Here is a 23,050-nt window from a genome sequence, read left to right as displayed (position 1 = left end):
CCGAGCTGGCAGCGCCGCTCCAAAGCACTTCATAACCGCCTCCAAGGCAGCGTATGACGCCGCCGGTCGGCTTTCGATAATCGCCTCCGACATCCAGTCCCCATGCTGCGGAGCGCGTCATGCACAACAATAAGAAATTCAAGCGTCGTTACTTGCCAGCCTTTATCGCCAGCCTGTCGGGCCTCGGGCTGAGCACCCTGGCCGAAGCCGAAATCATGCTGTACGACAAGGACCAGACCACCTTTTCCACCGATGGCTATATCAACGCCTTCTATGTGAACAGCGACGTCGACCGTGCGGGCGAGCAGTACGACCGTCGGCAGGCGCGGGTCAAGATGGGGTTCCTGCCCAACTACCTGGGCTTCAACATGGGCAAGCAGGTCGACGACCTCAAGCTCGGCGCCCGGGCGTCGTTCTGGGTGACCATCAACGACAGCGAAACCAACGGCACCGACACCGCCATCGACGTCCGTCAGTTCTACGGTACGGTGGCCAACCCGGAGTGGGGCGAAGTGCTGATCGGCAAGGATTTCGGCCTGTTCGCCCGGTCCAACATCCTGCTGGATGAACTGCTCGCCGGTTATGGCCAGGTCAGCGACACCCTGGGCCTGGTCGATGGCGGCGGCGTCTCGTTCGGCAACATCGGCAGCGGTTACCCCTATCCGTTTCCGACGTCGCAGATCACCTATCGCACCCCGGTCATGGACGGTCTGCGAGTGGCGGTGGGCATCATGGATCCGGTGGACACCAACGACAGCAGCCCGACCGGCAAGGCCTATCAGGAAAATCCGCGCACCGAGAGCGAAATCACCTACCAGTTCGACGTTGGCGGGGCGAAGATCTACAGCTGGCTCAACGGCAGCTACCAGACTTCGGACAACACCGACTCCACGGTCGAGTCCGTCACCTCCAAGGGCGTCGGTTATGGCGTACAGGCGAAGATGGGCGGCTTGTCGCTGACCGGCTCGGGTTTCCAGGCCAAGGGCATCAACCCGTTCTTCACCAACAACGCGGGTGAACCGACCTTGCGCAATGTCGACAGCGACGGGTATCTGTTGCAGGGCTCCTACAAACTGGGCAAGAACCGCCTGGCCCTGTCCTACGGCAAGACCAAGGATGACGGCAATGGCGTGGTCGGCAGCGGGGCGGATTACGAGACCCGCGGCATCGCGCTGTTCCATGACGTCAACGACAACCTGAAGCTGGTGGCCGAGTACAACCAGTTCGAAATCAATGGCCATGACACCAGCGCGCAGAATGAAGACACCGACACCTTTGCCGTGGGTGCGGTGCTGACCTGGTAGCCCGCCAAACCGGCATCAAGCCAAACCCCTGTGGGAGCGAGCCTGCTCGCGATGATGTCGGGTCAGTCGATAGACAGGTTGACTGACCCACCGCCATCGCGAGCAGGCTCGCTCCCACAGTCCCATTCACCGGCGGCCTCCTCCCATCGAACCGCCAGACCGCTACCCAAGTAGCATACGGCGCCATCCCCGGCCTTCGTACACTCGTGCCTCATACAGGCGCCTGCGGGAGGCGACGATGCAAGGGCTCAATAACGACGGTATCGTCAGTGCCATGTCCCAGGCGACCGATGCCCAGCAAGCGGCACAGGAGCTGGCGCGCCAGTTGCTGCACCCGCACCTGGGCTTCGTGCTGTTCTTCTGTTCCGCCGAATACGACTTGCAGGCGCTGGGGCAGGCCCTGCAGCAGAGCTTTGGCGGGATCCGCCTGGTCGGCTGCACCAGCGCCGGGGAAATCACGCCGTTGGGCTACGGGCGCAACTGCGTGACGGCGGTGGGCTTCGATCATCGGCATTTCTCCATCGACGCCGAACTGATCGACGAAATGGAGCGCTTCAGCCTGATCGACGCCCAGCAGGTGGTGGAGCGCCTGGTGAGTGGCTGTCGCAGCAATACCCTGGCACCGATCAAGGGCAACAGCTTTGCCCTGACCCTGCTCGATGGCCTGTCCAGCCGTGAAGAAATGGTCCTGGCAGCATTGAGCGCGGCCCTGGGCGACATTCCGCATTTCGGCGGTTCGGCCGGTGACGACAATTACCTGACCCACACTCACGTCTACTTCGGCGGCGAGTTCCACAGCGGCGCTGCGGTGGTGATGCTGGTCAACACCTGGCTGGACTTCGAAGTGTTCACCACTCACCACATCCTGCCGCGCGCGGAAAAACTGGTGGTCACCGGGGCGGACAGCACCTCGCGTCGGGTTTTCGAGCTCAATGCCGAACCGGCCGCCGAGGAATATGCGCGGCACATCGACATCCCGGTGGCTGACCTCGATCACCGGGTCTTCGCCGCCCATCCGCTGGCGGTGCGCATCAACGATCAATACTACGTGCGGGCAATCCAGCAGGTGCATGCCGACCTGAGCCTGAGTTTCTACTGCGCCGTGGAAAACGGCATCGTCCTCACCGTCATGACCCCAGGCCCGATGCTGCCCAACCTGCAAACCCTGTTCGACGGTTTGCAGGCGCGGCTCGGCGATTTGTTGCTGACCATCGGTTGCGACTGCTTCCTGCGGCGCATGGAGCTGGAAGACGACGGCAGCCTCGAACAGATCGGCCGCTTTTTGCGTGAGCGGCGGGTGATGGGGTTCAACACCTACGGAGAACAGTTCAATGGCATGCACATCAACCAGACCTTCACCGGGGTCGCCATTGCCAAAGGCCGTTCCCCCGGACGCCGCTGAGCCGGACCTGCAAGCCCAGGTGGCCGGTCTGCAGCACGAAAACCGGAAATTGCAGCGCATCAATGCGGCCTTGATCGAGCGCATCGAGTCCGGTGTCACCCGTGGCAATGATCCCTATCGGGCGTTCCAGCACTCGGTGGTGCTGGCCGAGCAGGTGCGCGAACGCACCGATGCCCTGAACCAGGCCATGGCCGAACTGAAATCGGGCAATCACTTGCTCAGCGAAGCGCGACTGCGGGCGGAAACCGCCCACCAGCATTTGATCGATGCCATCGAAAGCATTTCCGATGCCTTTGTGCTGTTCGACGCCGAGCAGCGCATCGTGCTGTTCAACAGTCGTTTCAAGGCCTTCTGGAGTAACAGTCGGGTGCGCATCAACGCCGGCATGCGCCTGGCTGAAGTGAAGCGCCTGATGTTCTCCACCGGCCTGTTCACCGAGGAGCCGCGCGGGCAGGCTGACGAAAACCTGCTGTATCGCCTGCACAACGGGCGTTGGCTGCAAGTCAGCGAGCGGCCGACTCAGGAGGGCGGGCGAGTGATCCTGTTTACCGACATCACCGACGTCAAGCACAGCGAGACCATGCGCCGCGAGCAGGCCGTGGCGCAAAAATCGCACCTGTTGCAACGGGCCGTGGACAACCTGTCCCAGGGCGTGGCCATGGTCAACGCCGAGGGTGTGCTGGAGTTGTGGAACCGGCGTTTCCTCGAACTCAGCGGCCTCGCCCCGGTGGCGGCCCATCGCCCGTTCGCCGAAGTGATCGCCGACAGCGAATTGAGCCTGCTGACCCCGGCCACTCGCGATGGCAACGGACGTCCGGTGCAGGAGCTGGAGCAGCGGCTGTACGATGGCCGGGTCCTGGAGATCCGCACGCACCCACTGCCCACCGGCGGTTTCGTCAACACGTTCACCGACATCACCGAACGCTATCAGCACGCCGAGGCGCTGAGCGAAAGCGAACGCTGGATCCGCCTGATCACCGACCACGTCCCCGCGCTGATTGCCTACCTCAACGCTGACCTGGTCTATGAATTCACCAACAAGGTCTACGAAGAGTGGTACTGCTGGCCACGCGGCGTGATGCTCGGGCAGAGCCTGCGCGAAGTGCACAGCGAGCAGCATTACCAGCGCCTGGAAGCCTATGTCGCGCGGGCCCTGGCGGGGGAAAGCGTGACGTTCGAGTTTGCCGAAACCAACATCAACCATCAGGAGCGCTACATGCTGCGCTCCTACGTGCCGAACCGGCTGGCCAGCGGGGAAGTGGTGGGGATTTTCGTGCTGATCCGCGACATCACCGAGCGCCGGCGCACTGCCGAGGCATTGCACCAGGCCTACCAGAACCTGGAGCTGCGGGTACGCGAGCGCACGGCGGAGCTGACCACCCTCAACGATCAGCTGTTGAGGGAGATCGACGAGCGCCGGCGTGTCGAATCCCGTCTGCGCGAGGCCAAGCTTGAAGCCGAGCAGGCGAACCTGTCGAAGACCAAGTTCCTCGCCGCTGTCAGTCACGATTTGCTGCAACCATTGAACGCGGCGCGGCTGTTCACCAGCGCCTTGCTGGAACGCGGGGAACCGCTGGCCAACGAGATTCTGGTGCGCAACGTCAGCAATTCCCTGGACGACGTGGAAAACCTGCTGGGCACCCTGGTCGACATTTCCAAGCTCGATGCCGGCGTGATCAAGGCCGATATCGCCCCGTTCGCTCTGAGTGAGTTGCTGGAAAACCTCGCCGCCGAATACACCCAGGTGGCGCGCAGCGAAGGCCTGGCGCTGCATTTCATCCCCTGTTCGGCCCTGGTGCGCAGTGACATTCAATTGCTCGCGCGGATTCTGAGAAACCTGCTGAGCAATGCGATTCGCTACACCTACAGCGGGCGCGTGGTGCTCGGCTGCCGGCGTCGGCACCAGAAGCTGTCGATCGAGGTGTGGGACAGCGGCATGGGCATTGCGGAAAACCGCCTGGAAGAAATTTTCCAGGAGTTCAAGCGCGGTGATGTGCAGCGCCCTGACCAGGACCGTGGCCTGGGCCTGGGGCTGGCCATCGTCGAGAAGATCGCCGGGATTCTCGGCCACCGCATTCACGTGCGCTCGTGGCCGGGCAGGGGCTCGGTGTTCAGCGTCGAGGTGCCGCTGAGCGCCACGGCGCCCAAGGCGCTGCCCTCGTTGCTGATGAGCGAGCCGATGCTCGAGCGTTTGCGCGGGGCGCGGGTCTGGGTGCTGGACAACGACGCTGCCATTTGCGCCGGCATGCGCACATTGCTCGAGGGCTGGGGATGTCAGGTGATCACGGCGTTGTCGGAGCAGGACCTGGCGCGACAGGTGGACAATTACCACGCCGAAGCGGATCTGCTGATAGCCGATTATCACCTGGACGATGATCAGAATGGGGTGGACGCGGTGGCGCGGATCAACGCGCGGCGCGCTTCAGCGATTCCGGCGATGATGATCACCGCCAATTACAGCAACGAACTCAAACTGCAGATCCGCGAGCTGGGACACACCCTGATGCACAAGCCGGTCAGGCCGATGAAGCTGAAGACGGCGATGAGTCATTTGCTCGGCCGGCCTTGAAAGCCTGCGGTGCTGGCCAGGGCACTTTCGTCTGAGTACCGCCCAGAGCCGGCTCGCTCTCACAAAGGTGATCATCCTGTGGAAGCGAGCCTGCTCGCGATAGCCGCGCCTCGTTCCTAGCGCCGCAGATAGGACCCGAAATCAATGTCCCCGGCACTCAGGATCGCCTGGACCCGGTTGTGCACATTGAGTTTGCGCAGGATCGCCGACACGTGGGCCTTGACCGTGGTTTCGGCGATTTCCAGGGTGTAGGCGATCTGTTTGTTCGACTCGCCCTTGGTCATGCGTTCCAGCACCAGGAGCTGCTTGCGGGTGAGGGCCTGGAGCAGCTCGGGCGGGAAGCTCGGGGTGTCGTTCATCCGCCGGTGGGTGCTGCTTTTTTGCGTGCGGATGATGTCCGGCGGCAAATACACGTTGCCATTGAGGATCTGCTGGATGGCATCGGTCATTTGCAGGCGCGGCGAGGACTTGGTAATGAAACCCACGGCGCCGTAGGTGATGGCTTGCAGCACGATCTGCTTGTCCTGTTCGGCGGACACGATCACCACGGGAATCGTCGGCGCCTCGTTGCGCAGGTTGATCAGGCCGTTGAGACCGTGCATCCCAGGCATGTTCAGGTCGAGCAGGATCAGGTCCAGGTCGTCGTGCGCTTCGGTCAGCGCCAGGGCGCTGTCGAGGTCGGCGGTTTCCATGACCTCACTGCCGGGGAAACCATCGCTGATGACGTTGTGAATGGCTTCGCGAAACAGCGGGTGATCGTCGGCAATCAGAATTTTGTACATAGCCTTTCACCTCATTATTTTCGTTATGGTGTGGCAACAACACGCTGGCGTAAAGCTCAGGGAAAGGGCTCCGGCTGAGCAGGTGTCACGGGCAGGTTCGCCGCTTGCCACGCATCCAGACCATCGCGATACCAATACAGTGTCTGGTAGCCCATCGAGGCCGCGCGCTTGACCGCGTTCCAGCTCAACCAGCAATCGGAGCGACAGTAGAAAACCAGCGGCTGCCGCCGGTTGCCGGCGGTGAGTTTATCCAGGTGTCGGCTGAAATAGGCCTGCCAGTCGGGCGCCAGGTCACCGTCGCCGGTGTTGGCCAGCCAGTGGCTGCCGGGCAAGTTCTCATGGGGCTGGTCCTCGATGAATCGGCCCTGCAACCATTGTCGACGGTAGACGTCGATCAGCACCGGCCGTGGCGTCTGGCTCAACAGCGCCTGCAGGGACTGGGTGTCGATCAGGGTGGCGCCCTCGGCTTGCGCGGGTGTCGGGCTGCGGTACAGGCCGATGCGATAACCCTCGGAGGAGAACAGTGCCGTTTCGGCTTGCGCGGCACCCGACAACAGGCTCAGCGAGAGCAGGGCCAGGGCCAGGGCAGGGCACAGCAGGCGACGTCGGGCATGCGGCATGGGTTCGGTCCTTATAGTTATGAGCCCATTACATGCCAGTCGCGGTGCGTTGGAAATGCGACGATAGACAGGTGAAACCAGTACTAAAGTCGTAATTTGGCCGGATTGAGATGCGCCTGAATGACGCGGTTTTCTGTGGGAGCGAGCCTGCTCGCAATAGCGGACTGTCAGTCGACTTGTACTGACTGTTGCGACGCCAGCAGGCTCGCCCACAAGGGGCATGGGGATGTCAGCCGGCCTTACGCAACGCCGCGTGCTGCGGATTGAAGGTCAGCACCGCGAGCAGGGTAAACAGCAGCGTCAGGCCAGTGCACGCCGCCAGCGCCAGAGGGTTGAACCGTTCATACAGGGCAAAGCGCACCAGTTCCACGGCGTGAGTGAACGGGTTCAACGCGCACAACCCATACAGCCACTCGCTCGCCTCGCGCATCTTCCACAGCGGATACAAGGCCGAGGAGAGGAAAAACAGCGGGAAGATCACGAAATTCATCACGCCGGCAAAGTTCTCCAGTTGGCGGATCGCGTTCGACAGCAGCAGCCCCAGGGCACTGAGCATCAATGCCACCAGCAACAGCGCCGGCAAGGCGATCAACAGCCCCAATGCCGGAGGTTGCACGCCGTAGACCCAGGCAATCGCCAGGAATGCGTACACCTGCAACAGCGAAATCAGCGAAGTGGCCAACAGCTTGCTGCACAGCAGAAAGGTGCGGGGCAGGGGGCTGGTGAGCAACACGCGCATGCTGCCCATTTCCCGGTCGTACACCATCGACAGCGAGCCCTGCATGCCGTTGAACAGCAGGATCATGCAGGCCAGGCCCGGGATGATGTAGACCTCATAGGGAATGTAGGTGTCGTACGGCTCGATGATCGCGATGCCAAGCGCCGCACGAAAACCGGCGGCGAACACCAGCAACCACAGCAGGGGCCGCACCAGTGCACTGAGGAACCGCGTGCGTTGCAACACGAAGCGCAACCATTCGCGCAGCACGATGCCGCTGAAGCATTGCCAGTAAGCGTTCATGGGCGGGCCCCCGCAGTGGTCAGGCGACTGAACGCCGAGCCCAGGTCGCCGCCGTGTTCCTGGCTCAGGGCATCGGCTTGTCCGCTGGCCACCAATCGTCCCTGATGCAGAATCAGCAAATCGTCGCTGGGCTGCACTTCATCCAGCAGGTGGGTGGTCCAGAGCACACTGATGCGTTGCTCCTGGCACAGGCTGCGCAGGTGCTGGTTGAGGGCCAGGCGGCTGGCCGGGTCGAGGCCGACGCTGGCCTCGTCCAGCAGCAACAGGCGCGGCTCATGCAGCAGTGCGCGGGCGATCTCCACGCGACGGCGATGCCCGCCGTTGAGTTCACGCACGCGTTCGCGACGGCGCTCGGTCAGCGCCTGGCGAGCCAGTTCGGCCTCGATGCGAATCGTGCTCTGGCTCCGGGAAAGGCCATGCAGCGCCGCATGGTAGCGCAGGTTCTGCTCGACGCTCAGGTCCAGGTCCAGCGTGCTTTGCTGGAACACCACACCCAGTTGCCGCAACGCCGGGCGCGGGGCGCTGCGCAGGGAGTGGCCGCCGACCCGGATATCACCGCGCTGCAGATCGTACAGGCGGGTCAACAGCGCGATCAGTGTCGACTTGCCGGCGCCGTTGGGCCCCAGCAGTGCGGCAAAACGCCCCGGCGCCAGGTTGAAACTCACCTGGCCCAAGGCCTGACGCGCACCGTAGGCAAAGCTCAGCTCGCTGACCTCCAGGGTGTTCATGGCGTCACCACCACGCCCCAAGGGTAGCGCCCGACCTTGACCGACTTGATCACCTTGAGGCTGTCGACGTCGATCACGGAAACGTCACCACTGACCCCGTTGGTCGCCAGCAACTGCTTCTGATCCGGGGTGAACGCCATCTGCCACACACGGCGTCCGACCAGCAGGTAATCGAGAATCTCGTAGGTTTTCGCATCGATCACCGCGACATGATTGGCCGGGCCGAGCGCGACGAACGCATATTTGCCGTCGGCGCTGAGCTTGACGCCCACCGGTTGCACCTTGTCCGGGTGCACACCCTTGATCTGGAAGGTCAGCGTCTTGAGGATCTGCCGGCTGGCCACGTCGAGGACGGTCACCGTGCCACCGATTTCCGCCGAGGCCCAGAGCCGGGTGCCATCGGGCGAAAATTCGACGAAGCGCGGACGTTGATCCACCAGGGTGCTGTCGGCCAGGGTCTGGGTGCTGGTGTCGATCCAGTGCAGCATGTTGGTGGTTTCGCTGGTGTTCACCGCCCATTTGCCGTCGGGGCTGACGGCCATGCCTTCGGGCTCGACGCCGACGTTGATCTGGCCCAGCACTTTCGAGGTTTCGGTGTCGATCACCGTCACCAGCGCATCGTCCTCGTTGGAAACGTAGAGCCAGCGATTGTTCGGGTGCAGGGCAAATTGCTCGGGGTCCTTGCCCGAGGGCAGTTCCTTGATGATCTTGCGGGTGGCCACGTCCATCACCTGCACCCGATCCGAGTCGCTGGCGCAGATGTACAGCAGCGTGTTGTCGTGGGACAGCAGCAGGCCCCGAGGGCGCTGGCCGACGGGCAGGGTGTCGATGACCTGCAGGGTCTGCATGTCGATCAGGCTGAGGTTGTTGTCCTTCTCGTTGGAGACCCAGGCGGTGCTGGCCGCGGCGTGCCCGGCGGCGAGGAGCAGGGCGCAGGAAAGCAGGGTGCGGCGCATGACGTGTTCCTTTTTGTTGTGGTTGTCGTGTAGGGCCAGATCAGGGAAACCGGCAACTGACCTCGGGCTTGTCGTAGCCCAGGCTGTCCATTTCGTTGAAGGGGTGCAGGAAGCCGTCCTGGGGCGAAGTGCTGACCAGCGCCCGCGGCTGCACGATCGGGATCGGCTGGCGCAACTCGCCGTTCCACGGGCGATAGCTGAGCTTGCGACCCTTGAAACCGTCGAGGGGCAATTGATCGCTGATTTGCAGGTCGCGGATTGCCATCGGATCGGTCTGGCGCAGCTTGCTCACGGCGCTGGCGATGCTGCGCACGGCCATCCATGCGGCGAAATCGCGATCATTCATCCAACGCCCGCTCAGGGCTTCGAAGCGCTTCTGCAATTGCGCGGCACCGAAGGTCTCGACGCTCTTGTGCCAGCCGACCGGGGTCAGGCCCTGGGTGCCGGCGACCGGCCGCGGGTACCAGGTCTGGTAGGGCACGTATTCGCCAAAGTCGCCGCGTTCATCGGCCACCAGTACCACGTCGTATTCGGCGGTCTGGGTGAACAGCGGCATGTCGGCCTGGGCGCTGCGGCGCTGGTCGTTGTCGAAACGCCAGGCCTTCTCTGCCACCAGTTGCAGGCCGAAGCGTTTCGCCGCCCGGCGCAGGGCGGCGGCGTAGGCTTGATCGTCTGCGGTCGGGCCGACGATCAACAGCGCCTTCTGCCATTTGCGCACCACCAGGAACTGCGCCAGCGCATCGGCCAGCATTGCCCGGCTCGGCAGCGTGTGCAGCACGTTCGGCAGGCAGTCGCGGGTGCGCACGGCGTCGTCCGGGCTGCCGGCATTGAACAGCAGGCTGTCGGGCAGCGCAGCGCTGAGTTGGCGCAGGCTGTCTACCGGCGCATTGACCACGAACAGGCGCAGGCCCTGGGCATGCTGCGCCTTCGCGGCGTCGAGCAAGGCCTGTGGGCTGTCGACGCTGGCGGCGACCAGGCTGTAGCTGTGATTGAGGAATCGCCCGGTGCTGTTGCTGTCGGTGATCGCCAGTTCGGCACCGCGCAGCCCGGCGTCCGTCGGTTCGGGAATGATGTTCGACAGCAGCGGGCCTGGATCAGGGCGATAACCCAGGTAGCCGATCTGCACCTGTAGCGGCGCGTCGGCGGCCTGGCTGCGGGTCGCCAGCCCGGCGGCGCAGGCAATCGCCAGCAGGTAGATCAGGGCGTAAGGGGCAAGCTGGCGCATAAGGCACTCCGTTACAGGTAGCGCCAGCATAGGAAGCCCGGGAAGTAGAGGAAATATGCAGAAAGTACCAACGGGGCAGTACCAAGGTAGTAACTCATCTCGGGCGGCGCGGTTTTAGCATGGACTTAACGGCCATCACCCTGGAGGAGATTGAACATGCGCATTCTCAAGGCGTTGCTGCTGCCGTTGCTACTGATCCTGAGCCTGATCGGCGTCGACAAGCTGCACGGCCCGCGTCCCGCGCCGCTGCACGTCGCGCCTGCGATTCCGGGGCGTTAGGCATGTCGGCGCTGTGGCGAATCAACCTCTGGGTCTGCGGGTTTTTCACCCTGGTGACCCTGGCGTGCATGGCGTTGCTGGTGCACCAGGCGCTGGCGGACGTGGAGCGTGAACTGCAATCGGCCGAGGCCGTGGTGCATTACCTGAGCGAAACCGCCGAGCGCGACCCTGCCAGCCTGCAACCCCGGCTGACACAAAGCCTGCGCCATGTGCGGGTGCGCTGGTTGCAGCCAGGCGAGACGGCCACCGCGCCGGTGCAGGACGACCTCGACGCCTGGCTCGGGCAGCTGTTGTTTGCCGAGGCCCGGCAGCGTGCGCAGGTCCTGGATGTGCAGGATGGTCGTCGCGTGCAGATCGCCGTCGATCCCCGGGATGAAATCGACGAAGTCTGGGACTCCCTGCAACAGCTGCTGGGCCTGTGCGCGCTGGCGTTGCTGTTGAGCCTGTTGACCATTCGCTGGGCCGTGCGCCGGGGCCTGGGCCTGCTCGACGATTTGCTGCACGCGTTGCAGCAGGTGTCCGGCGGTCAGCTCAAGGTGCGCCTGCGTGCGCAAGGTGTGCCGGAAGCGCGGCAACTGGCGATGCATTTCAACCAGATGACCGATGCCCTGGAACAGGCGCGGGCCGACAACACCCGATTGACCCAGACCCTGCTGGCCTTGCAGGAGCAGGAACGCACGCAGCTGGCGCAGACCCTACACGACGACCTCGGCCAATACCTGGCGGGCATTCGCGCCCAGGCCTGCCTGTTACCGCTGGTAGCGGATCAGCCCGAGGTGGTAGCGCGCACGGTGCGCGAACTGGAACACAATTGCGAACACTTGCAGCAGGGGTTCCGGGCGCTGGTCCGCGATCTGTACCCGGTGGTCCTGCAGCACTTGCCGCTGGCCGAAGCCCTGGGCCTGCTGGTGGAACAATGGCAGGCGCGCCAGGGCATCGATTGCCGGTTACGGGTCAGCGCGCAATTGCCGACGTTGTCCGCGCCGGACAAGACCCACCTTTACCGCCTTTTGCAGGAAGCCTTGACCAACATCGCCCGCCACGCCGACGCCAGCCGGGTACGGGTGCACCTGGGCCAGCGTGGCGGGCATTGGCGGCTACTGATCCGCGACAACGGCTGCGGTGCGCAGCAACCCCAGCGGCCGGGTGTCGGCCTGTACTCGATGTTCGAGCGCGCCCGCAGCCTGGGTGGGGAACTGCGCATCATCAGCCGACCCGGTGCCGGTTGGGCGCTGGCCTTGAACGTGCCTTTGGAGGTGTCATGAATATTCTGCTGGTCGATGACCATGCGGTGGTCCGCCAGGGCTACGCGAGCCTGTTGCGGGCGCTGCTGCCGGCGATGCAAGTGCGTGAAGCGGCGACGGGCGAGGAAGCGCTGGCCAGGGTCCAGGAAGCGGTGCCGAACCTGGTGATCATGGATTTCGGCCTGCCGGGCATCAGCGGGCTGGAAACCACCCGCCGCTTGCGCCAGCGCCTGCCGCAACTGCGCGTGCTGTTCTTCAGCATGCACGACGAACTGCCATTGGTGCGCCAGGTACTGGACGCCGGGGCGTCAGGCTACCTGACCAAGAGTTCGGCGCCGCACGTGCTGATCGAAGCCGTGCGGCGCGTCCTCGCCGGGCATGCCTACATCGAGCAGCCGCTGGCCACCCAACTGGCCTGCAACCCGCAACAGGAGGACCCGCGCTTGCAGAGCATGACCCAACGGGAGCTGGAGATCTTCGTCATGCTCGCCAAGGGCACCCCGGCCCGGCTGATTGCCGAACAGCTGAGCATCAGCAGCAAGACCGTTTCCAATCACCTGACCTTGCTCAAGAGCAAACTGCAGGTCAGTTCCCACGCCGAGCTGGTGCATTTGGGGATTGACCTGGGGGTGGTGCGCAAGGCGGGGTGAGCGCCGAGCTATCCCCCGGTGGGAGCGAGCCTGCTCGCGATGCTACTGGGAGCAACGCAGCGTGTCAGGTGCCAACGTTAGCCTTCGCACCCATCGCGAGCAAGCTCGCTCCCACACCGTCCAGGGCGCTGCATTGGGTTATTTGTCCCAGGTCGTCGGACACCCCGAACACCCCTCCATGTTCGCGTCCTGAAAGTTCGCGTAATGCTGGCGCGAGCCGCTGAGGTTGGCCTGTTCGAGGTTGCTTTCACCGAACTTGGCTTCCTGCAGGTTGGCGTCGTCGAGACGGGCGCCCTTGAGGTCGGCCTTGCTCAACCAGGTCATCTCCAGGTCGGCTGCCCGCAGGTTGGCATTGTGCAGTCTGGCGCCGGATAGCCTGGCGAACTGCAGGTAGGCGGCGCTGAGGTTGGCGTCCTGGAACTGCGCACCCTGGGCGAACAGGCCCCAGCCCTGGATGGCCATCAGGTTGGCACCGCTGAAATCCGCCAGGCGCGCATTGCTTTGTTGCAGGCTGGCGCGGCTGAGATTGGCGCCTTGCAGCCGGGCTTTTTCCAGGTTGGCCAGGTCCAGGCGGGCATGACGCAGGTCGGCCTCGCGCAGGTCGGCGCCGCTGAGGTTCATGCCCCGCAGATCCTGATTGCTCAGGTTGGCGCCCCTGAGGTTGGCGCCGGGGCACTGGCTATGTTCGGCGAGGGTGCAGCCGTTGATGATCAGTGGGGTGTCGTCGCCGTCGTCGGCGTAAGCCGTGGCGATGCTCAATAGAAGGAGTAGCGGCAGGCATTTCATGGCGGGTCTCCGGGTGGCCTTGTGGGAGCGGGCCTGCTCGCGATGAGGCCAGTCCCTTCAACGCTGGATGTCAGGCAGTCATCGCGAGCAGGCTCGTTCCCACAGAGGCCGGGGGTGGATGGGGCGGTGGTTTATTTTTGCGCCACTTTGTTATCCCAACTCGGGATCTTGAACACCCAGAATGACCCGCCCTGTGCCACCGGCTTGGTCAGCTCGGCCATGTCGCCGCCCCACAGCGGTACGGCGCCGCCGTAGCCGACGGTCACGCCGATGTACTGCTCGCCATCCTGTTCCCAGGTGATCGGCGGCGAAACGATGCCGCTGCCGGTCTGGAACTTCCACAGCTCCTTGCCGGTTTTCGCATCGAAGGCCTTGAAGAAGCCATCGCCGGTGCCGGTGAAGACCAGGTTGCCCTTGGTCGCCAGCACGCCGGCCCACAGCGGCAAGTGCTCCTTGTGTTCCCACACCACCTTGCCGGTGGTCGGGTTCATCGCCCGCAGGGTGCCGACGTGATCGTCGTACATGCGCTTGATCCGGAACCCCATGCCCAGGTAGGCCGAGCCTTTCTTGTAGTTGACTTCTTCGGTCCAGTATTCCTCTTTCCACTGGTTGCCCGGGATGTAGAACAGGCCGGTGTCCTGGCTGTACGCCATGGGGTTCCAGTTCTTGCCCCCGAGGAACGGCGGCGAGACTTCCACCGGCTTGCCCTTGGTTTCGCCGGGCAAGGGTTTGGCCGGACGCTGGCCTTCGTTCTCGACCGGGCGACCGGTCTTGAGGTCGATGTGGCTGGCCCACGTGATGTTGTCGACGAAAGGGAAGGCGTTCTGCAACTTGCCGTTGTTGCGATCGACCACATAGAAGAAGCCGTTACGGTCGGCGTGACCGGTGGCCTTGACGGTCTTGCCGTCCTTGTCCTTGTAATCGAACAGCACCAGCTCGTTGTTGCCGGAGAAATCCCAGGCATCGTTGGGGGTGTGCTGGTAGAACCATTTCACCTCACCCGTGCTGGGATCGACGCCCACCTGGCCGGAGGTGTACAGGCTGTCGTAATCGTGCGGGTTGCCATCCTTGGCGGTGCGCGCCCAGGTGTTCCACGGGCCGGGGTTGCCGGCGCCGACGATGATGGTGTTGGTTTCTGCGTCGAAACTGGCGCTCTGCCAGGGGGCGCCGCCGCCGTGGCTCCAGGCTTCGACTTTACCGGTTTCGGTGGTGGGGTCGTTAGGCCAGGACGGCGCCTTGACGTCGCCGGTTGGCGTACTGTCCTTGCCGTTCAGGCGGCCCATGTGGCCTTCGACGAAGGGCCGCATCCACACTTCGTCACCGGTGTCGGGGTCGCGGGCAAACAGCTGGCCGACCACGCCGAACTCATCGCCGGAGCTGCCGTGGATCAACAGCACCTTGCCGCTGGTCTTGTCCTTGATCAGCACCGGTGCGCCGGTCATGGTGTAACCGGCGGCGTGGTCGCCGAACTTCTTGTTCCACACCACTTTGCCGGTGTTCTTGTCCAGCGCGATCACCCGCGCATCGAGGGTGCCGAAATAGATCTTGTCGCCATAGATCGCCGCACCGCGATTGACCACGTCGCAGCACGGGCGAATGTTGTCCGGCAGGCGATGGTTGTAGGTCCACAGGCGTTGGCCGGTCTTGGCGTCGAGGGCGAACACCCGCGAGTAGGAACCGGTGACGTACACCACGCCGTCGCTGACAATGGCCTGGGATTCCTGGCCGCGCTGCTTCTCGTCACCGAAGGAATAGGACCATGCCGGGGTCAGCTTGAACACGTTCTTGTCGTTGACCTGGGCCAGCGGGCTCCAGCGCTGGGCGTTGGTGCCCATGCCGTATTGCAGCACGTCTTTGGTGGTCAGGTGGTCGTTGGCAATGTCTTCCCACGTCACGTTGCGCGTCGGTGCGGCAGGGGCATTGGCGGCGTGGCCGGCCGTGCTCAGGGTCAAGCAGCCCGCCAGCACGAACGCCTGCACGGCACGCGTCAAAGGGGAAAGGGCGGGTAGCGATCTTATTGTCATGGTTGCAGTTCCCAGTGGAGGTTTTGGCCTGCACAGGGTGGTGTGTCCGGCGGGGCGGCGACTACGGAAAAAGTCCCGCCGTTGCCGGGAAGAATTCCCAGACGGCACCTGATTTGGGTGTGCACCACAAGCCCTACTACCAAGGTACTAAGCCGCGGCCACCAAAGCAGCATGGGGATGCGCCCGGGTGCTTTCTAAGATGGCTGCCATAGCCTCTGCAAAGAGGTTTTGCGTGCAATCCTGAGGGCATAACAATGACAACTAAACGCAACGCCTTGCTCGTCGCCGGACTGCTGGCCGGCTTTATCAGTGCAGGTTCGGTCTGGGCCCATGGCAACGTTGTGCCGCAAGCCGTCGAGACCAAAGGGCTGACCCCGATCAAGGACGCTGGCGTACAGCTTGATGGTGACGGTTGGGCGGCGGTCAATCCTTACCGCAAATCACCCGAGCACGACAAAGCCGTGGAAATCGGCTCTTCGGCCTACAACCAGAACTGCGCGGCCTGCCATGGCCTGGAAGCCAAGTCCGGCGGCATCGCCCCCGACCTGCGCATGCTGGATGCCGATGAGGCCGGTGACGAATGGTTTGTCGAACGCGTGCGCCACGGTGCGGTGCGCGACGGTCGGGTGTACATGCCGAAGATGGCCGACTACCTGAGCCAGGAAGCCTTGTGGGCCGTTCGCACCTACCTCGACAGCGTCCGCGTCGAGAATTGATGCATGCGCCTGCTCGCGATGGTGATCAGCGCTGTGTTGCTGTGCTGCCCGGCGGTGCAGGCGCAGGTCCGCACCTATGACGAAATGATCGCCGCCGGCGAGTTGAAAGTGGCGGTCTACAAGGATTTTGCGCCTTACAGCTTCGAAGACGCCGGCCAACCCAGGGGCGTGGACGTCGAACTGGCGGGTGCCCTGGCCAAGGCGCTGGGGGTGCGGCTCACACTGATCTGGGCGCCGCCCGGCGAAAAACTCGACGACGATCTGCGCGATTACATCTGGCGGGCCAGCCAGTTGCACAACCAGCAACTGGCCGACCTGATGATGCGCGTGCCCTACGACCAGGACTACGCGCGCAAGCGCAATGACGTGGGTGAACTGGAAAACGGCCATGTGGTGATGTTCGGTCCGTACCAGAATGAACAATGGCAGGTCGCCTATGACCGCCGGCGCCTGGAATCGGTGGCCAGCGTCGCGGTGTTCCAGCAACACCCCATTGGCGTCGAGGTCGACAGCGTGCCGTCGTTCTACCTGACATCGGTGTTCAACGGCATGCTCGCCGGCACCACCCGTCACTATCCCGGCGTGCCCCAGGCGTTTGCCGCGATGAAGGCCGGGGAGGTCGACGCGGTCATGGCCATGCGTGGCGAGATCGACTGGCAGGTGCACGAAGCCGCCGACCCGCAGGTGGCGCTGGCGGAGAACGCCTACCCGAACATGGGCAAGCAGCGCTGGGAAATCGGCATGGCGGTGCACGAAAGCAACCGCCAACTCGCCTACGCCGTGGAAGAGGCGCTGGAGGGGCTGATCCGCGACGGTTCGGTCAACGCCCTCTATGCCCGTTACGGTCTGCGTTACGACGCGCCGGACATGTATCAACCATGACCCGGTGCGCAAGTTGGCTGCTGGCCTGCTGGTTGCCCCTGGTCGCACACGGGGCGGTGGAGCCGGGGCCGGACCCGGTGCCCTCGGTGATGTGGGCCTTCTACCACAAGCAGATGCTTGGCGATGCGCCATTCGTGTTCGATGACCGGGTCAAGCTGCTGGCGCCGCCGTTTGCCGAGGACGCACGTCAGGTCCCGCTGGAGATCGATGCCCGGGCATTCAAGGGCGAGGTGGTGAAGATCATCGCCTGGGCCGAACTCAATCCTTTGCCGAAAATCGTCGATTTCCAGCCACTGGATGGCGTGCTGCCCTGGCTGTCGATCCGCATCCGTATCGAGCAGGCAACCCCATTGCGCGCCGCCGTACAGACCCGCGATGGGCTGTGGCATGTGGGGTCGACCCTGATCGATGCGGCGGGTGGCGGTTGCACGGCACCCAGTGTGGTGCGCACCGAGCCGGGTTGGGAGGAGCGCCTGGGCCAGGTGCTGGGCGGGCGTTACCCGCGCGGGGAGTTCAGCCGCCTGCGTTTGCAGGTGGCGCATCCGATGGACAACGGCATGGTCAGCGGCATTCCGGAATTTTTCATCAACCACGTCGAGCTGCGCGATCAGGATGATCGCCTGTTGGCGCGCCTCGAGCTGTTTCCCGCTGTCAGCGAGAACCCCAGCCTGGCCTTCGACGTCGAGGGCGCAGGGCAGACGCGCCTGACATTGCGTGACAACAGCGGCAATGAATTCGATGCGGCCATACCCTGACCCCAAGGAGCGCGCGATGCGCTGGATGCTGCTGTTGTTCATGAGCCTGAGTCTGCCGGCGCTCGCCGACCTCGACTACAGACTCACGCCCCGGCAGATCGCCGAAGACACCTGGTTGCTCGAAGGCAGTACCGATAATTTCGCCCGCAGCAACGGCGGCAACATCGTCAACACGGCGTTCATCGTCACCGAGCGCGGCGTGGTAGTGATCGACAGCGGGCCCTCGCGGCGCTACGGCGAAGCCCTGCGCAAGGCGATTGCCGCGACCACCGACAAGCCGGTCATCCAGGTGTTGCTGACCCATCACCACCCGGACCACGTGCTGGGCAATCAGGCCTTCAGCGACGTGCCGATCGGCGCATTGGCCGGCACGACCGAGCTGCTCAAACAGCAGGGCGACGCCATGGCCGAAAACATGTACCGGCTGGTAGGGGACTGGATGCGCGGCACCGAAGTGGTGTTGCCGACCGAAACGCTGGCGCCCGGGATACGAACTTTTGGGAATCACGATCTGCGCCTGCTGAGCCTGGGTGGGCATACGGGCGCGGATCTGGCTATTCTCGACCAGAAGACCGGCGTGCTGTTCGCCGGCGATCTGGTGTTTTATCAGCGGGCGCTGACCACGCCGAACAGCCCTGGGCTGTCGGTGTGGCTGGCAGACATCGACAGCCTCCAGGCGCTGCCCTGGACACTGATCGTGCCCGGCCACGGCCCGCTGGCCAACGATGCCAGACCATTCGCGCAAATGCGCGACTACCTCGGCTGGCTCGATCAACTGATGCGCGACGGCGCCGCCAACGGCAGCGACATGGCGGAAATGATCCGCAGCCCCATTCCGGAACGCTTCGCCGCGATCAGCCTGAGCCGCTACGAGCTGATTCGCAGTGTCAGCCATCTGTACCCGCGTTATGAGCGTGAGCAGATGAAGCGCGTTGATCAATAACCCCCCCCAACATCCCTATCCTCTGTGGGAGCGAGCCTGCTCGCGATGAGGTCAGTCCATTCAACACAGGTGTGCCTGATCCAGTGCCATCGCGAACACGCGCGCTCCCACAGGGGCGCCAGCATTGGTCGAGACCGAGACCCGCTACCAAGGAACTAGAAATCTCAACACTGCGGGCAATTGTCGCAGGGCCTGTGGCGACCAAGAATCTGCACCAGACCGGGAAAATTTCCCGGGTATAACAAAAACCCGCAGAGGTAGCCGCCATGACCCAACCCGCACGTCGCCAACCCTTCGTCCTGAGCGTGTTGCTCAGTGCCATGCTGCTGTCCGGCACGGCATTGGCCGCCGTCAGTGACCAGGACATTCTCCAGGACCCCAAGAACCCGGAGCAGATCGTCACCAACGGTCTGGGCGTCCAGGGTCAGCGCTACAGCCCCCTCGATACCCTCAACGTCAACAACGTGAAAGACCTGCGACCGGTCTGGGCGTTTTCCTTCGGCGGTGAAAAACAGCGCGGTCAACAGGCTCAGCCGATGATCAAGGACGGCGTGATGTACATGACCGGATCCTACTCGCGGGTATTCGCGGTGGATGCGCGCACCGGCAAGAAACTCTGGCAATACGATGCACGCTTGCCCGACGACATCCGCCCGTGCTGCGACGTGATCAACCGTGGCGTGGCGCTGTATGGCGACCTGGTGTTCTTCGGCACCCTCGACGCCAAGCTCGTGGCGCTGAACAAGGACACCGGCAAGGTGGTGTGGAGCAAGAAAGTCGCCGACCACAAGGAAGGTTACTCGATCAGTGCCGCGCCGCTGGTGATCAACGGCAAGCTGATCACCGGTGTGGCCGGTGGCGAGTTCGGGGTGGTGGGGAAAATCGAAGCCTACGACCCGAAAAACGGTGATTTGCTGTGGTCCCGCCCGACGGTCGAAGGCCACATGGGCTATGTCTACAAGGACGGCAAAGCGATAGAGAACGGTATCTCCGGCGGCGAGGCCGGCAAGACCTGGCCGGGCGATCTGTGGAAAACCGGCGGTGCAGCGCCCTGGCTGGGCGGTTACTACGATCCGGAAACCAACTTGCTGCTGTTTGGCACCGGCAACCCGGCGCCATGGAACTCGCACCTGCGTCCTGGCGACAACCTGTACTCGTCGTCGCGCCTGGCACTCAATCCGGACGACGGCACCATCAAATGGCACTTCCAGAGCACGCCCCACGATGGCTGGGACTATGACGGCGTCAACGAGCTGGTGTCGTTCAACTACACCGAGGGCGGCAAGGAAATCAAGGCGGCGGCGACCGCCGACCGCAACGGCTTCTTCTACGTGCTGGACCGTACCAACGGCAAGTTCATCCGTGGCTTCCCGTTCGTGGACAAGATCACCTGGGCCACCGGCCTGGATAAAGACGGTCGGCCAATCTACAACGAAGCCAGCCGTCCGGGTGCACCGGGCAGCGAAGCCAAGGGCAGTTCGGTGTTCGTCGCCCCGGCGTTCCTCGGCGCGAAAAACTGGATGCCGATGGCCTATAACAAGGACACCGGGCTGTTCTACGTGCCGTCCAATGAATGGGGCATGGACATCTGGAATGAGGGCATCGCCTACAAGAAAGGCGCGGCGTTCCTCGGTGCCGGTTTCACCATCAAGCCGTTGAACGAAGACTACATCGGCGTGTTGCGCGCCATCGACCCGAAAACCGGCAAGGAAGTGTGGCGCCACAAGAACTTCGCGCCGCTGTGGGGCGGGGTGCTGACCACCAAGGGCAACCTGGTGTTCACCGGTACGCCGGAAGGGTTCCTGCAGGCCTTCAATGCCAAGACCGGCGAAAAAGTCTGGGAGTTCCAGACCGGCTCGGGCGTGCTCGGCTCGCCGGTGACCTGGGAAATGGATGGCGAGCAATACGTCTCGGTGCTGTCGGGCTGGGGCGGCGCCGTCCCGCTGTGGGGCGGTGAGGTGGCCAAGCGCGTGAAGGACTTCAACCAGGGCGGCATGCTCTGGACCTTCAAGTTGCCGAAGGACCTGGTGGCGAAGCACTGACCTGAAATCTTGCCCATCACCCTGTGGGAGCGGGCTTGCTCGCGAAGCGGTGTGCCATTCAACGTCCCTCTCGACAGACACGGCCCCTTCGCGAGCAAGCCCGCTCCCACATCGGATTTGCGCCCAACCTACTACCAAATAACGAGAGCCCCTCCTGCCAACGGCGCATTCGTCTGGCCGGCGGGGCTCTCTAGTATCGGTGCATCGCCTGTCGGTCCGACAGGCCTCGACCCAGACAGAGGCTCACCATGATTTACGCACAACCCGGAACACCCGGCGCCGTCGTTTCCTTCAAGGCGCGCTACGGCAACTTCATTGGCGGCGAGTTCGTTGCGCCGGTCGATGGCCAGTATTTCACCAACACTTCACCGGTCAACGGCGAAGTGATCGCCGAATTCCCGCGCTCCAGCGCCGCCGACATCGACAAGGCCCTCGACGCGGCCCATGCCGCCGCCGATGCCTGGGGCAAGACCTCGGCCCAGGACCGCTCCCTGGTGCTGTTGAAGATTGCCGACCGCATCGAACAGAACCTGGAAATCCTCGCCGTCACCGAAACCTGGGACAACGGCAAGGCCGTGCGCGAAACCCTGAACGCCGACGTGCCGCTGGCAGCCGACCATTTCCGTTACTTTGCCGGCTGCATCCGCGCCCAGGAAGGCGGCGCCGCCGAGATCAACGAGCTGACCACCGCCTACCATTTCCATGAGCCACTGGGTGTGGTCGGGCAGATCATCCCGTGGAACTTCCCACTGTTGATGGCGGCCTGGAAGCTCGCCCCGGCCCTGGCCGCCGGCAACTGCATCGTGCTCAAGCCCGCCGAACAGACGCCACTGTCGATCATGGTCTTCGCCGAACTGATCGCCGACCTGCTGCCGGCCGGTGTGCTCAACATCGTTCAAGGGTTCGGTCGCGAAGCCGGTGAAGCACTGGCCACCAGCAAGCGCATCGCCAAGATTGCCTTCACCGGTTCCACCCCGGTCGGTGCGCACATCATGCATTGCGCCGCCGAGAACATCATTCCGAGCACCGTCGAACTGGGCGGCAAGTCGCCGAACATCTTCTTCGAAGACATCATGCAGGCCGAACCGGCGTTCATCGAGAAAGCCGCCGAAGGCCTGGTGCTGGCCTTCTTCAACCAGGGTGAGGTGTGCACCTGTCCGTCCCGCGCACTGGTGCAGGAGTCGATCTACGAGCCGTTCATGGCTGAAGTGATGAAGAAAATCGTCAAGATCAAGCGCGGCAACCCACTGGACACCGAAACCATGGTCGGCGCCCAGGCGTCGGAGCAGCAATACGACAAGATCCTCTCGTACCTGAACATTGCCCAGGAGGAGGGCGCCGAGCTGCTCACCGGCGGCGCCGCCGAGCGCCTGGAGGGCGACCTGTCCAGCGGCTACTACATCCAGCCGACGCTGCTCAAGGGCACCAACAAGATGCGTGTGTTCCAGGAGGAAATCTTCGGGCCGGTGGTGGGCGTCACCACCTTCAAGGACGAAGCCGAAGCCCTGGCCATCGCCAACGACACCGAATTCGGCCTCGGCGCCGGCCTGTGGACCCGCGACATCAACCGCGCCTATCGCATGGGCCGGGCGATCAAGGCCGGGCGCGTGTGGACCAACTGCTACCACCTGTACCCGGCCCATGCCGCGTTCGGTGGCTACAAGAAATCCGGTGTCGGTCGCGAGAACCACAAAATGATGCTCGATCACTATCAGCAGACCAAGAACCTGCTGGTGAGCTACGACATCAATCCGTTGGGGTTCTTCTGATCTCCTGAACCCATGCCCCCCCCTGTGGGAGCGAGCCTGCTCGCGATTGCGGTCCGACATTCAATGCTGAATGTGCTGACTTCATCGCCAGCAGGCTCGCTCCCATATGGGTTTTTCACATTGCTTGAACGCCGAGGCGCACCCCCTACCAACGCACCCCACAACCTCGTTCGAAAGTAGCATTCGGACCTTTCGCGCCCCGTGCATTAATGGCTTTACCGGAATTGCCCGGCATAAGAAGAGGATTGACCCATGTGGACTAAACCCGCGTTTACCGACCTGCGCATTGGCTTCGAAGTGACGATGTATTTCGCCAACCGCTGATCGTTCACCCGGCCAGCCGTGGTGTTGGC

At 63.5% G+C, this 23,050-nt stretch carries 21 protein-coding genes; 13 read left to right on the top strand and 8 right to left on the bottom strand.

The genetic code is table 11. The features are described from left to right. Window positions 1-119 precede the first annotated feature (119 nt). From IB249_RS07500 to nahK, 3 genes are all read left to right on the top strand, one after another. On the top strand, window positions 120-1,304 hold the full coding sequence (locus IB249_RS07500) for a porin (RefSeq protein WP_192303165.1): 1,185 nt from the start codon (window positions 120-122) through the stop codon (window positions 1,302-1,304). Window positions 1,305-1,542: 238 nt separating this feature from the next. Beyond that, entirely contained in the window at window positions 1,543-2,706 is a 1,164-nt protein-coding gene (gene nosP, locus IB249_RS07495) for a nitric oxide-sensing protein NosP (protein ID WP_192303163.1), read from the top strand. Continuing rightward, window positions 2,636-5,275 (top strand): hybrid sensor histidine kinase/response regulator NahK/ErcS', encoded by a 2,640-nt coding sequence (gene nahK, locus IB249_RS07490; RefSeq protein WP_225606872.1) that lies wholly within the window; start codon window positions 2,636-2,638, stop codon window positions 5,273-5,275. The genes nosP and nahK overlap by 71 nt, the downstream gene beginning before the upstream one ends. A gap of 116 nt (window positions 5,276-5,391) precedes the next feature. Here nahK and IB249_RS07485 read toward each other — a convergent pair whose 3' ends face one another. From IB249_RS07485 to IB249_RS07460, 6 genes are all read right to left on the bottom strand, one after another. Beyond that, entirely contained in the window at window positions 5,392-6,057 is a 666-nt protein-coding gene (locus IB249_RS07485; RefSeq protein ID WP_192303161.1) for a response regulator transcription factor, read from the bottom strand. Between the two features lie 56 nt (window positions 6,058-6,113). Next, the gene (locus IB249_RS07480; protein WP_192303160.1) at window positions 6,114-6,677 is read right to left on the bottom strand and encodes a PQQ-dependent catabolism-associated CXXCW motif protein; all 564 of its coding nucleotides are present in this window, start codon (window positions 6,675-6,677) and stop codon (window positions 6,114-6,116) included. Window positions 6,678-6,906: 229 nt separating this feature from the next. Then, entirely contained in the window at window positions 6,907-7,698 is a 792-nt protein-coding gene (locus IB249_RS07475; protein WP_192303159.1) for an ABC transporter permease, read from the bottom strand. Next, window positions 7,695-8,426 (bottom strand): ABC transporter ATP-binding protein, encoded by a 732-nt coding sequence (locus IB249_RS07470; RefSeq protein ID WP_192303157.1) that lies wholly within the window; start codon window positions 8,424-8,426, stop codon window positions 7,695-7,697. The genes IB249_RS07475 and IB249_RS07470 overlap by 4 nt, the downstream gene beginning before the upstream one ends. Next, window positions 8,423-9,382 carry a YVTN family beta-propeller repeat protein gene (locus IB249_RS07465; RefSeq protein ID WP_192303155.1) on the bottom strand — a complete coding sequence of 320 codons (960 nt, stop codon included), beginning with the start codon at window positions 9,380-9,382 and terminating at the stop codon, window positions 8,423-8,425. Before IB249_RS07465 ends, IB249_RS07470 begins: the two co-directional genes overlap by 4 nt. A gap of 40 nt (window positions 9,383-9,422) precedes the next feature. Beyond that, on the bottom strand, window positions 9,423-10,607 hold the full coding sequence (locus IB249_RS07460; protein WP_192303153.1) for an ABC transporter substrate-binding protein: 1,185 nt from the start codon (window positions 10,605-10,607) through the stop codon (window positions 9,423-9,425). Between the two features lie 156 nt (window positions 10,608-10,763). Here IB249_RS07460 and IB249_RS29925 point away from each other — a divergent pair, with 156 nt between their 5' ends. Genes IB249_RS29925 through IB249_RS07450 form a run of 3 tightly spaced genes read left to right on the top strand, consistent with a single transcriptional unit; the run spans window position 10,764 to window position 12,780 of the window. Then, on the top strand, window positions 10,764-10,886 hold the full coding sequence (locus tag IB249_RS29925) for a hypothetical protein (RefSeq protein WP_263864716.1): 123 nt from the start codon (window positions 10,764-10,766) through the stop codon (window positions 10,884-10,886). A 2-nt stretch (window positions 10,887-10,888) separates the two neighbouring features. Beyond that, window positions 10,889-12,151 (top strand): histidine kinase, encoded by a 1,263-nt coding sequence (locus IB249_RS07455; protein WP_192303151.1) that lies wholly within the window; start codon window positions 10,889-10,891, stop codon window positions 12,149-12,151. Then, window positions 12,148-12,780, top strand: coding sequence for a response regulator transcription factor (locus tag IB249_RS07450; protein ID WP_192303149.1), 633 nt, complete (start codon window positions 12,148-12,150; stop codon window positions 12,778-12,780). Before IB249_RS07455 ends, IB249_RS07450 begins: the two co-directional genes overlap by 4 nt. Before the next feature lie 138 nt (window positions 12,781-12,918). Here the strand turns inward: IB249_RS07450 and IB249_RS07445 are convergent, their stop codons facing one another. Continuing rightward, the gene (locus tag IB249_RS07445) at window positions 12,919-13,566 is read right to left on the bottom strand and encodes a pentapeptide repeat-containing protein (RefSeq protein WP_192303147.1); all 648 of its coding nucleotides are present in this window, start codon (window positions 13,564-13,566) and stop codon (window positions 12,919-12,921) included. 131 nt (window positions 13,567-13,697) lie between these two features. Then, window positions 13,698-15,590, bottom strand: a complete 1,893-nt coding sequence (gene exaA, locus IB249_RS07440) for a quinoprotein ethanol dehydrogenase (protein WP_192303145.1) — start codon at window positions 15,588-15,590, stop codon at window positions 13,698-13,700. Window positions 15,591-15,844: 254 nt separating this feature from the next. On the opposite strand from exaA, the gene pedF reads away from it, so the two are divergent. From pedF to pqqA, 7 genes are all read left to right on the top strand, one after another. Continuing rightward, the gene (gene pedF, locus IB249_RS07435) at window positions 15,845-16,306 is read left to right on the top strand and encodes a cytochrome c-550 PedF (protein WP_192303143.1); all 462 of its coding nucleotides are present in this window, start codon (window positions 15,845-15,847) and stop codon (window positions 16,304-16,306) included. Between the two features lie 3 nt (window positions 16,307-16,309). After that, window positions 16,310-17,188, top strand: a complete 879-nt coding sequence (locus IB249_RS07430) for a substrate-binding periplasmic protein (RefSeq protein WP_192303141.1) — start codon at window positions 16,310-16,312, stop codon at window positions 17,186-17,188. After that, complete coding sequence (locus IB249_RS07425) at window positions 17,185-17,943, top strand: quinoprotein dehydrogenase-associated SoxYZ-like carrier (RefSeq protein ID WP_192303139.1); 759 nt, start codon at window positions 17,185-17,187, stop codon at window positions 17,941-17,943. The genes IB249_RS07430 and IB249_RS07425 overlap by 4 nt, the downstream gene beginning before the upstream one ends. A 16-nt stretch (window positions 17,944-17,959) precedes the next feature. Continuing rightward, window positions 17,960-18,886, top strand: a complete 927-nt coding sequence (locus IB249_RS07420) for a quinoprotein relay system zinc metallohydrolase 1 (protein ID WP_192303137.1) — start codon at window positions 17,960-17,962, stop codon at window positions 18,884-18,886. Window positions 18,887-19,152: 266 nt separating this feature from the next. After that, window positions 19,153-20,928: a PQQ-dependent methanol/ethanol family dehydrogenase gene (locus IB249_RS07415; RefSeq protein ID WP_192303135.1), complete on the top strand. Its 1,776-nt coding sequence runs from the start codon at window positions 19,153-19,155 to the stop codon at window positions 20,926-20,928. A 248-nt stretch (window positions 20,929-21,176) separates the two neighbouring features. Continuing rightward, window positions 21,177-22,697 (top strand): aldehyde dehydrogenase family protein, encoded by a 1,521-nt coding sequence (locus tag IB249_RS07410; RefSeq protein WP_192303133.1) that lies wholly within the window; start codon window positions 21,177-21,179, stop codon window positions 22,695-22,697. A gap of 252 nt (window positions 22,698-22,949) precedes the next feature. Next, complete coding sequence (gene pqqA / locus IB249_RS07405) at window positions 22,950-23,021, top strand: pyrroloquinoline quinone precursor peptide PqqA (RefSeq protein WP_003253598.1); 72 nt, start codon at window positions 22,950-22,952, stop codon at window positions 23,019-23,021. Window positions 23,022-23,050 lie beyond the last annotated feature (29 nt).

It is taken from the genome of Pseudomonas sp. PDM04, from assembly GCF_014851765.1.
GTDB lineage: Bacteria > Pseudomonadota > Gammaproteobacteria > Pseudomonadales > Pseudomonadaceae > Aquipseudomonas.
Note: the sequence above shows the minus strand (reverse complement) of the source record. Positions and strands in the feature narration are given on the sequence as shown.

Excerpts from the sequence above, each read along its gene's own strand:
- IB249_RS07485 (WP_192303161.1), bottom strand. The coding sequence starts at position 6,057 with ATGTACAAAATTCTGATTGCCGACGATCACCCGCTGTTTCGCGAAGCC.
- IB249_RS07450 (WP_192303149.1), top strand. The coding sequence starts at position 12,148 with ATGAATATTCTGCTGGTCGATGACCATGCGGTGGTCCGCCAGGGCTAC.
- IB249_RS07465 (WP_192303155.1), bottom strand. The coding sequence starts at position 9,382 with ATGCGCCGCACCCTGCTTTCCTGCGCCCTGCTCCTCGCCGCCGGGCAC.
- IB249_RS29925 (WP_263864716.1), top strand. The coding sequence starts at position 10,764 with ATGCGCATTCTCAAGGCGTTGCTGCTGCCGTTGCTACTGATCCTGAGC.
- IB249_RS07460 (WP_192303153.1), bottom strand. The coding sequence starts at position 10,607 with ATGCGCCAGCTTGCCCCTTACGCCCTGATCTACCTGCTGGCGATTGCC.
- IB249_RS07455 (WP_192303151.1), top strand. The coding sequence starts at position 10,889 with ATGTCGGCGCTGTGGCGAATCAACCTCTGGGTCTGCGGGTTTTTCACC.
- nahK (WP_225606872.1), top strand. The coding sequence starts at position 2,636 with ATGGCATGCACATCAACCAGACCTTCACCGGGGTCGCCATTGCCAAAG.
- IB249_RS07480 (WP_192303160.1), bottom strand. The coding sequence starts at position 6,677 with ATGCCGCATGCCCGACGTCGCCTGCTGTGCCCTGCCCTGGCCCTGGCC.
- exaA (WP_192303145.1), bottom strand. The coding sequence starts at position 15,590 with ATGACAATAAGATCGCTACCCGCCCTTTCCCCTTTGACGCGTGCCGTG.
- IB249_RS07430 (WP_192303141.1), top strand. The coding sequence starts at position 16,310 with ATGCGCCTGCTCGCGATGGTGATCAGCGCTGTGTTGCTGTGCTGCCCG.
- IB249_RS07410 (WP_192303133.1), top strand. The coding sequence starts at position 21,177 with ATGATTTACGCACAACCCGGAACACCCGGCGCCGTCGTTTCCTTCAAG.
- IB249_RS07420 (WP_192303137.1), top strand. The coding sequence starts at position 17,960 with ATGCGCTGGATGCTGCTGTTGTTCATGAGCCTGAGTCTGCCGGCGCTC.
- IB249_RS07475 (WP_192303159.1), bottom strand. The coding sequence starts at position 7,698 with ATGAACGCTTACTGGCAATGCTTCAGCGGCATCGTGCTGCGCGAATGG.
- nosP (WP_192303163.1), top strand. The coding sequence starts at position 1,543 with ATGCAAGGGCTCAATAACGACGGTATCGTCAGTGCCATGTCCCAGGCG.
- IB249_RS07470 (WP_192303157.1), bottom strand. The coding sequence starts at position 8,426 with ATGAACACCCTGGAGGTCAGCGAGCTGAGCTTTGCCTACGGTGCGCGT.
- IB249_RS07500 (WP_192303165.1), top strand. The coding sequence starts at position 120 with ATGCACAACAATAAGAAATTCAAGCGTCGTTACTTGCCAGCCTTTATC.
- IB249_RS07415 (WP_192303135.1), top strand. The coding sequence starts at position 19,153 with ATGACCCAACCCGCACGTCGCCAACCCTTCGTCCTGAGCGTGTTGCTC.
- IB249_RS07445 (WP_192303147.1), bottom strand. The coding sequence starts at position 13,566 with ATGAAATGCCTGCCGCTACTCCTTCTATTGAGCATCGCCACGGCTTAC.
- pedF (WP_192303143.1), top strand. The coding sequence starts at position 15,845 with ATGACAACTAAACGCAACGCCTTGCTCGTCGCCGGACTGCTGGCCGGC.
- IB249_RS07425 (WP_192303139.1), top strand. The coding sequence starts at position 17,185 with ATGACCCGGTGCGCAAGTTGGCTGCTGGCCTGCTGGTTGCCCCTGGTC.